This window comes from Vicinamibacteria bacterium, assembly GCA_035620555.1.
GTDB lineage: Bacteria > Acidobacteriota > Vicinamibacteria > Marinacidobacterales > SMYC01 > DASPGQ01.
Genome location: DASPGQ010000032.1, coordinates 1 through 9151, shown reverse-complemented (window position 1 = coordinate 9151; position 9151 = coordinate 1). Strand labels below are relative to the sequence as shown.

7 protein-coding genes are annotated in these 9151 nt (G+C 62.3%); 2 read left to right on the top strand and 5 right to left on the bottom strand.

The annotated features are described in order from the left end of the window. Window positions 1-1161: hypothetical protein (locus VEK15_01200; protein ID HXV59280.1), on the top strand; the 1161-nt coding region annotated here is incomplete at its 5' end. Between the two features lie 175 nt (window positions 1162-1336). Here the strand turns inward: VEK15_01200 and VEK15_01195 are convergent. From VEK15_01195 to VEK15_01175, 5 genes are all read right to left on the bottom strand, one after another. Then, window positions 1337-2716, bottom strand: coding sequence for a sigma-54 dependent transcriptional regulator (locus VEK15_01195; protein HXV59279.1), 1380 nt, complete (start codon window positions 2714-2716; stop codon window positions 1337-1339). Between the two features lie 564 nt (window positions 2717-3280). Further along, a complete protein-coding gene (locus tag VEK15_01190; GenBank protein ID HXV59278.1) occupies window positions 3281-4612 on the bottom strand; it encodes a hypothetical protein in 1332 nt (443 codons plus the stop codon). Window positions 4613-4686: 74 nt separating this feature from the next. Then, a complete protein-coding gene (locus VEK15_01185; GenBank protein ID HXV59277.1) occupies window positions 4687-5670 on the bottom strand; it encodes a hypothetical protein in 984 nt (327 codons plus the stop codon). A 168-nt stretch (window positions 5671-5838) separates the two neighbouring features. After that, window positions 5839-7164: a glycosyltransferase gene (locus VEK15_01180; GenBank protein HXV59276.1), complete on the bottom strand. Its 1326-nt coding sequence runs from the start codon at window positions 7162-7164 to the stop codon at window positions 5839-5841. A gap of 490 nt (window positions 7165-7654) precedes the next feature. Beyond that, the gene (locus VEK15_01175; GenBank protein ID HXV59275.1) at window positions 7655-8578 is read right to left on the bottom strand and encodes a DUF2090 domain-containing protein; all 924 of its coding nucleotides are present in this window, start codon (window positions 8576-8578) and stop codon (window positions 7655-7657) included. Window positions 8579-8714: 136 nt separating this feature from the next. Between VEK15_01175 and VEK15_01170 the strand changes: the two genes are divergently transcribed. Continuing rightward, the coding region (locus VEK15_01170) for a trypsin-like peptidase domain-containing protein (GenBank protein HXV59274.1) at window positions 8715-9151 on the top strand (437 nt) is incomplete at its 3' end.

Here is a 9151-nt window from a genome sequence, read left to right as displayed (position 1 = left end):
ATGCTGCAATGGGACCAGCCGCTCCAGGAATCGCTCATCCGGTTCGGCTCGATGCTCCTCCTCAACTTTCCGCCCTGGTCCATCGTGATCGGGCTCCTCGGCCTCGTGGAGCTCAACCGGCGTCAGAAATACGTTTTCTGGCTGATATTCCCGCTCTTCCTCGTCTACACCGCTCTGGTCGTGACGCTTCGTCAGCCGGAGCCGGTTCCGTCCTATCTTCTCGCCTGGGTCTTCTTCTCCGTCGCCGTGGGATACGGCTGGTGGAAGCTCCTATCCGGCGGCAACTGGCAGGGTTTCGCGGTGGCGCTCGTGCTCTCCGCTTCTCCGCTCGTGATCTACCGCTTCGCGCCGCTCGCGGTGCGGAAGGCGCAGATGGATCTGCGGGTCGAAGCGATTCTCGACGTTCCCAAGGAGCTTCCCCTGGACCACCTCGCCTCGCAGTTGAATCCGGACCGCCGGTACCTTCCCGAGGCCCGCGCCTTCGCGGAGAGCGCACTCGATCAACTGCCGGAGGGCGCCCGGGTCCTCGCGGTCTCCGGACCCGCGGAGCTGGTGATGGCGCCGCTCGCGTATCTCGTCGCGGTCGAGAAAAGGAAGCCCACGAGCGTGGTGATCCTCTCCGAGGGAGATGAGACCGGGCTGCGGACTCTTTTGACCGAGCCAGGGCCGCTTTTCGCGATGGGACTCCATCCGCCGAACCCGGCGGTGTCGGCGATTCTCTCGACGCACCAGTTTCGCGCGTCGGGCGAGTGGTTCGAGCTCGTTCCTCGATCGGAGATACACGATCGGATCCTCGCCGATGCGCCCATTCCCGGCACCTCCGACGACTCCCTCGGAGATGGAAACCTGGTGGGCGTCTGGTACGGCTACGTGGAGCCGCAGGGGTACCCCTTGAGCCTTCGCATCGAGGGTCCCTCGGGAGCGCTCTCGGGAAGCGCCGTCCTGAACGAAGGCGGCGCGCGGCCCATGACCGCGAAATTCACTCGACTCAGCTCTACGGTGGGCGCGGTGCTGGGAAGCGTGGAGTACGGGGAAGAGGGCGCCGATCAGCTCCACTTCCATCTCGACGCCACGCAGAAGGGGAACCGCCTCGAGGGAACGTGGAAAGCCTTCGAGCTCCCCGAGCTCTCGGGGAGGCTGGTGCTCTGGCAGCAGCGTTGATTAGTGCGCGCTCGGTCTTCGCTCAATGCGAGCGCGCTCTTCGAGCGCTCGCTCCTCGCTCACGCTCGGGGATCGGGCCCTCCCGCCTCCGCCCTCCGGGCTACGGCGAGGCTCGCAGAAGCGCTTCGCGCGAAGGCGGCCGGGCCGGTTGCCGCGGGGCGCGACTCCGCTGGTCTCAGCCGGCCTGTTGCTTACGGAAGATCTCGGGCTGGATTCCGTACTTCTTCATCACGTCGTAGAAATCCTTCCGATCCTTCCGGGCGAGCCGCGCCGCCTGGGAGATGTTTCCCTGGCAGATCCGGAGCACCTGCGAGATGTACTCCTTCTCGAACTCGCGCTTGGCTTCCTTGAACGACTGGAACTTGTTGGACGAGACGGGTACGTGGAAGAAGAGGTCCTCGGCGGTAATCACGTTGTTGCGCGTGAGGACCATGGCCTGCTTCACCTTGTTCTTCAGCTCGCGGATGTTCCCCGGCCACTGATAGGTCATCATCTTCTGAATGGCTGCCGGGGAGAATCCCTCGACTCCTCTTCCGAGCTCCTTGTTGAACTCGGTCAAGAAGTGGTTGATCAGCAGAGGGATGTCTTCCTTCCGCTCGCGCAGCGGCGGCAGGTGGATCGGAATGACGTTCAGTCGATAGAAGAGATCCTCGCGGAAGCTCTTCTCGGAGATTGCCTGGATGAGGTCCTTGTTCGTCGCCGCGATGACCCGCACGTCCACCTTGATGGCCCGCGTCGATCCAATGCGTTTGAACTCGCCGTCCTGGAGGACGCGCAGAAACTTCACCTGCAACGGGAGAGGCAGCTCGCCGATCTCGTCGAGGAAGAGTGTTCCGCCGTGCGCCTCTTCGAAGAGGCCTTTCTGATCGCTTCGGGCGTCGGTATAGGCGCCCTTGACGTGGCCGAAGAGCTCGTTCTCGATCAAGTTCTCGGGAATGGCGCCGCAGTTCTCGACGACGAACGGGCGATCGGCACGCTTGCCGGTGTAGTGAATCGCGCGAGCCACGAGCTCCTTACCGGTCCCCGACTCACCGTAGATGATGACCGGCACATCGTTCTGAGCGACGATGGAGATCTGGGTCAGGAGCTCTTCGATCTTTGGGCTTGCCCCCACGATGAAGTCCGACTTGCGTCGGCTCATGATCTTCGACCGCACTTGCTGCACTTCGTGGGACGTCCGCTGGCGGTCGACCGCCTTGCGCACCCGACCGACCAGGTCCTCTACGTCGAACGGCTTGGTCAGGTAGTGGTAAACGCCGTCGTGCATGAGGCGAACGGCTTCATTGACGTCGCCATAGGCGGTCATGACGATGATCGGGATATCGGGATTGAACTGACTAATCGAGCGGGCGAGCTCGTCACCCTTCAGCTTGGGCATCCTCACGTCAGTGATGACGAGGTTGAACACCTGCTTGCGGATCAGGTCGAGGCCTTCGTCTCCGTCCGCTGCGGTAACGACTTGATATCCCTCACGTTCCAGCCGCGTACGAAGCATGCGCTGCATGCTCGGATCATCATCGACAACAAGCACCTGCGGCCCTGCGGGCTCCTGCATCAAAGCGGCTCCATCTGTTGTTTCTAGGGTGTGGGGAAAATTATACATCACCGACCTCTTGATGTGAACTCCAGGTTAAGATGTGAACTCCAGGTTAAAGGCTGAGGTCGTCCGGGGGCCCCAAACCTTGTCCGAGGAGGGCGTCCACGGGAACGCCCCCGGAAGAGCTCTTGGCTTCTCCCAGTAGCGACCCGCACAATGCTCCCGACGCGCCGAGTCGACACAGGCATGGGTGTTTGCGCTGCAACTCGCATGCCAGAGCCTCTTTTGTCATCATCGTATAAGCCGAAACGACAGAGTATTTTAGAGCATTTATGGTGGGCGTCCCAGTAGGTGCCCTCCCACGTCTTGTGTGGATGCCACCATAACCGGACTCCTCGGCGATTAACCCCGAGATGAGATCCTCTTGGACAGGTTGTCCTCGATCCCTAACACTCTGAGCTTTCGATACTTGGACGGAAAACTCAGGCTCTTCCATCGCCGCTGGGGCGTGGGGGTTTCCCCTGGTGTCGATCGAGACTCCCTCGGTCGGCGCACTGTTCAGAAACGGGAAGGGTCCGGGCGTCAACGTCCCATTTCGTAGACGAGGTTCAAAGTGAAACGCGATGGACGGCTCGTTTCTCGAGCAATCTCCTCCGGCGTTCGTCCTGGGCTTTCCCACGTGAGGCTCAAGCTCATCTCCCGGTTGAGAAAGACGCTCGCCGACACCTCTCGGGTGACGGCACGGATGACGCTGGAGAACGTCTCCTCGCGGTACGCGACGTCGATCCGCACGAAATCGACATGGTCCTCGCGCGCTCTCCAAGGGGGACCGAGAGGCCAGGGAAGCCCTACGAACAGGCGATAGGTTCGACCGGTGATCGCAGGAATGGCGTCCTTGTTCCATTCGATGAGAAAGCCGAGCTGCTCCACGTTGCGCTCGCGTACCTGCGCGCGATACAGCGCATCGATTGCCTTCGACAGGGTCTCACGGGCCCCGGAGACGCCGAGCCGCTCTCGCAAAGCCCGGAGACCGTCGGTGTCGTACACTCGTCGCTCGTTGTAGCCGAGCTCGAGAGCTCGATGCTGAAGCTCGCGAACCTGCTTCGCCGCATCCCCCTCTCTCGTGAACGTGTGCCGCCGCCCGAAGAGCACGAGCCCGGTGCCGTAGATCTGTGCGAACCTCACGAGGCCAGGCTCCCAAGTCTGCCGGCTCGCGGCGGTCGCAATCAGCCGCGATCCGAGTCGAACATCGGCGCCGAGGGCGACGTCACCCACTCGATGGCGCAGTCGTCCCGTGGTGCGTTCATAGCCGGCTTCCGCCGTCAACTCGAGTGGCGCCCGAGTCCATTGCGTGGATACACGCAGGCGTTCCTGCGTGACATCAAAGCCCGCCTCCGTCCGCAATCGCGCCGCCTGCCCTTCCGCAAGTAACTCCAAGTGGTTTCCCCTCTGGTAGAGGAAGCCCGCAGATGCGAAACGGTCCTCCCGGGTCCTCGCTTCGGCGCGCGGGAGCATGCCGGTTGCGATGAACGCCTCGATCGAGGGGGGCTCGGGGACGCTGTCGTCGAAGTCCTCGCGAAATCCGAACAACAGCTCGAAGTCCTTCGACAGCCGCAGCGCGCCCTCGGTCGCGAGCTTCCACGAGCCACCTTCCTCGGCAGCGCGAGCTCGGGCGAGGAACCGGCGGGCCCGATAGCCTCCCTCGAGCACCGAGCTCACGTCGTCCCGGCTCGCGCCGACCTCGATCCGCGCGGTGTCGAAGAAGAGCCCTACCCTCTCGCCAACGACTTCGCCTCCAATGAAAGAGGATGCCCCCATTCTCACTCGGCTCTCGAAGCTCGAGACGACCCCGCCATCGTCAGAAAAGGCGTAACGAAGGTCCACCAGACGGAACGGGCTCGCCTTCTCGCTCATGGGGGGGAGGCGCAATTTGCCGAGGGGGTAATCTGGGTCGGCACCAACCAATGCTAGGGCGACGAGGGCGGGATCTAGGAGGGCCAAGTGGAGGATCCGATCGACGTGGAGCGGATGCGCCTTTCGTCTTCATCCGTCGGAAAATAGAGTGTGATGTCGGGAAGGAGCTCGCGGTAGGGCACGAGCTCCGCGCCTCCGGCGGCCGCCTCGATGCGTGAGCGCAGGAGAGCGACCGCTTCATGAGATTCGACGACCGGCTCGAAGCCTCCATCCGCCGTACGACCGAGATCGATAAGCCGGAACGCTCCCGGCTCGAAATCGAACAGATTGAACCAGTAAATGCGCTCGGTGCGCGGAATCGCTGCCCGGATTTCGTCGAACGTCCGCGTCATCCAATCAACGTGATGCTCCGTGCCGGCGGCTCCCGATTCGGTGATCCAGGTCGGTTGGTCCGACAGGGTCCCGAGCTCACGAAGAAAACGCGTGCTGTAGACGTGGTAGGCGACGCGGTCACAGTAGTTCTCGAGACCCGTTTCAATCATTACCCGGGCGCGAAGAAGTCCTTCCGCCGAGCCCACCGGAGCCGCGGCGACGATCGTCATGGAGGGGTCGTCCTCCTTGAGATGGAAATACGCAGGTCTCAAATAGTCGCGAACGTAGACGTCCGGTGCCAGCCCGGCAAAGTGCGTGGGCTCATTGAGGACCTGAGCGGAGAATCCGCCCGGGAGGCCCGCGAAACCGGGTGCTGCCTGAACGAAATCGCCGAAGATGGCGACGTAGGTCTCGAGCACCTCGTCACGGGTCTGGGGATTCGAGATTGCCTGCAGCAGATCGAAACCGGTGAACTGGCCGATGACGCCGAGCACGTCCATGCCGAGGGCGCGCGCGGCTCGGACGTAGGGGATCGCAGCGAGGAAATCCGGACCGAATCGATCGAACGAGATCGTGACCCGGATCCGCTCGAATCCCAGCTCGTACAGGGCCCGCATCTGGGCATCGACCAGCTCGGGAACGATGAGGGGAGGCGTGCGCCCCGCGTTCGCCTCCAGGCGTCGCACGGGCTGGACGTTGATACTGCCGTTAACGCGAGGGACCGGGATCCGAGCGCGAGACGAACCGAGACCGAGCACCGCCGAGGCAGAAACGTGAAGAAAATCGCGGCGCCGCATGGATGCCCCACTGTAGCACCGGCCGAGAGCCCCGGCAGAACCGCGCGCGGAGATCGCCTATCCGGTCTCGATCGCTCTCGGATGATCTTCGACCGCTCGTCCCGCCGCTTCGAGAGACCGAATGATGGAGGAGTAACGGCGCGCGCCGTGGGCCATACCGAAGCGATCCAATGCGGTCTGGCGGCAGCGATCTCGAAGCTCTTGCGGCACGGCGTCTCCTTCGAGCAGAGGTAAAGCCTTCTTTGCCGCCGCATCGAGATCGCGGTCGGTGAGCCCCGGAAGAAGGAGCCCACATCTTTCTTCGCTCAGGAGATGATCGAGATCGCCGACGCCGGTGTTGGTGATCACGGGTACCCCGGAGGCGAGAAACTCTCCGATCTTCGCGAATGACGATGCCTTCGCGGCATAGCTTGGCCTGACGAAGAATACGCCGAGTCTGAAGACCGAGAGCCACCGCGGTATGTCAGACGCGGCGACCGTCCGAACGAAAATGTCGTCGTCGGCGAGGCCCGCGTCTCGCGCCGCTTCGTAAAGCGGGCGCGGGTCGTGCGGCGTCAAGTAGACGAACGTTACTTCGGGCCGATATTTCTTCAGGTGAAAAGCGAACCGGAACATCTCCGCGGCAAGATAACGCCGGTTGAACGAACCGATGTTTCCGAACAGCAGCTTGTTCTCTAGCCCCGAACCTGCCAGGAGCATCCGATCTTGCGTTCGCGGTCGGAATCTCTCGAGATCTACGCAGCAGGGGATTACGGAGATCGGCTTTTCCCGGACGCTGCGTTTGGCCGCGAGCCTGGCTTTCGCCTCCTCGTCCCGAAGGACCGCCTTGGCTCGATCGGTAGCAACGACGACGTGATCCGAGCCCTCGAGGATCGCTTCCTCGAGGCGCTTGCTGACGCGATACAAGAAATGGGTGGAGCGAAAGAAACCGAGCTCCACGCTTTCCTCGGGCCAGAAGCCGGGCATGTCGAAGATCAGCTTTCCACCGAAGGCCAGCTTGACCGCTAGCCCGACCAGCGCGCTCGAGTAACCGCAAGCATGGAGACAGCGCGGCCTGCGCTCGACCGTGACCCGCATCGCCGTCGCCGCCCCTCGGACAAAGTCCCAGCAGGCCGTCGGAATCGAACGAGTGGCGCGGTGACCAAGGGGCCTCCAGGTGATGCCCTGCGCTTCGAGCTTGCCTCTCATCGAGGCGGTCCGAATCTCTTCTCTCAGTGCATCCGGCTCTTCGAACGAAACGACGGCGATCGTGAGGCCATCGCACGCCAAACGTTGCAAGAGATCGATTTTTCTGGCCTGCCCCAGCGGATCGAGCAGGCCATCGAACGTAATATAGAGAACGTCGACTGGAGAGAAGGGGTTCGTCAGCACGGCATGCAGCACGTCCTCTACCTAGCAACCCCGATGCCAATATGGACTTTCGCGATTGTCTCGCTCTCCGGAAAGGGCTTGGGGGAGAATTCACCTCATTGCTGGGGGGCAAAAATCAAGGGGTTTGACGGGAATCTCCTACGCGAGTCGGGTGGAGCGCCGGCCCCGTACTGACCGCGATACGGTCACAAACGCACTAATCGGCGACGGGTGAATAGCTTAGAGATCCTCTGCCGAGTCCGGCACGATCTGGCAAAGCTCTTGCTATATACCTCAGCGAAGTAGGAAGCGATAACAAGCGGCCTACGACGATCTTCCGTTGCCGCCAGCCTTGGCGCGGCCCGCTCCGGATGGAGCGCTTGCCCCGCCGGGCGGCACCGAGCGCGGTGGGGTCGGAGTGGGTGTGAAGGTCGATTCCGGTAACGGTCCCGGGCTTCGGTTTGTCACATCCAGGTTGGGGGCTCCGACCCTACCCGCTTTTTCTTTTTCTGGTCTATCTCGCTCAGGATTTCGCCGCCTTCCAAATATCCACGCATCCCTTGTAGTTCTCGGCGATCGCGTCGATCGCTTCCTTCGCGTTCAGATCTCCCTTCAAATGACCCGAAAGCGGCTCGCTGAAGTTCGTGCGACCCACGGCGAAACCAATGAACCCCTCGACCGGTGCCGACACTTCGAGCCACTCGTGCACCTTCTCCTTGTTCGAGCCTCGTCCGAGGAGGATTGCACCGACACGACTCCGGGCGGCGCCGGAACGAACCTGCTTCGAGACCTCTTCCGCCTGATCCCGAGAATCCAGCCCTTCGATTTTCCAGATATCGGGCTCGACGCCGAAGTCCTGTATCTGGGCGATTGCCTCGACCATGTGCTTGGGTCGAATTTCCGAATCGTACCGCTCTCCCGCGCTCTTGTCGGCCTCGGTCACCGCCGGCACGAGAAGCTCGAACATCAGGTAGTGGTCGTTCCACGCGTGAACATAGTCGGAGAGAAGCTTCAGCCTTCCGAGCTGCTCGCGATTCTCGATCGGGTCGTCTTCGGGGTGGTATCGAACGAGCACCTTCACCATGTCCGGCGCGAGGAAACGAAGATGGTCCTGCCATCGCGCTCCGTACTCGAAGTCGAAAACGTTCTGACCGCTCTTTTCGACGCAAACCGCCGCGGGGATACCTCGGGCTTTGGCATCGGCGATGATGTGGCTGCCGAACTGAGCGTCGACCAGGATTCCGACCTCCTGGCGCGGCACGCCCATCTCGATCGCGCGCAGCAACCCGCGGTAGATGATCGTCTTGGCCGCCGACACCGGCACGTGCTGCTCTTGATCGGGAGAGATCGCGGGCGCACCCTTGAAACCGAAGAAAGTCTTGGTGAAGCTCCCCCGATGGTCGAAGGGCTGAACGAACAACGGCCGGTCATAGCCAATTTCTTTCATCAGTGTTTCCTCCCTTATCGTGTCGGTGGGGAAGCTAGTCTATGCGGTGATGCGAGCCGACGCAATCTCGTGGATGGGGGCCGTCGGCGGATAGGGACGGACAGCGTGGAACTGTCGCTTTCTGCTACGATGGCATATGTTGTTGCTTCTTGCCCTCACTTTGGCGGGGGTCAGCGAGCAGTCGCTCCAGGAACGGATACTCGCCGCGCGAGACCTCGTTTCGCCCGCTCTCGTCAACGTCCAGCCCATCACCGACGTTTTCTCCTCGGGCGAGCGCCGCAGCTCGACCGGCGTGGGAAGCGGTTTCATCCTCGACGAACGAGGACATGTCATCACCAACTACCACGTGGCGGGAAAGGCGAAACGGCTGATCATCACCCTGTCCACCAGGGAGCGAGTTCCTGGCGTTCTCGTCGGAGAAGACCCCCTCACCGACATCGCGCTCCTGCGCCTCGAGCTCCGGCCGGGGCAGAAGATTCCCGCCAGCGTGGAGCTGGGCGATTCGGACACACTCGAAGTGGGCGAGCAAGTGATCGCCCTGGGAAGCCCTCTCGCCCTCCAACGCTCACTCTC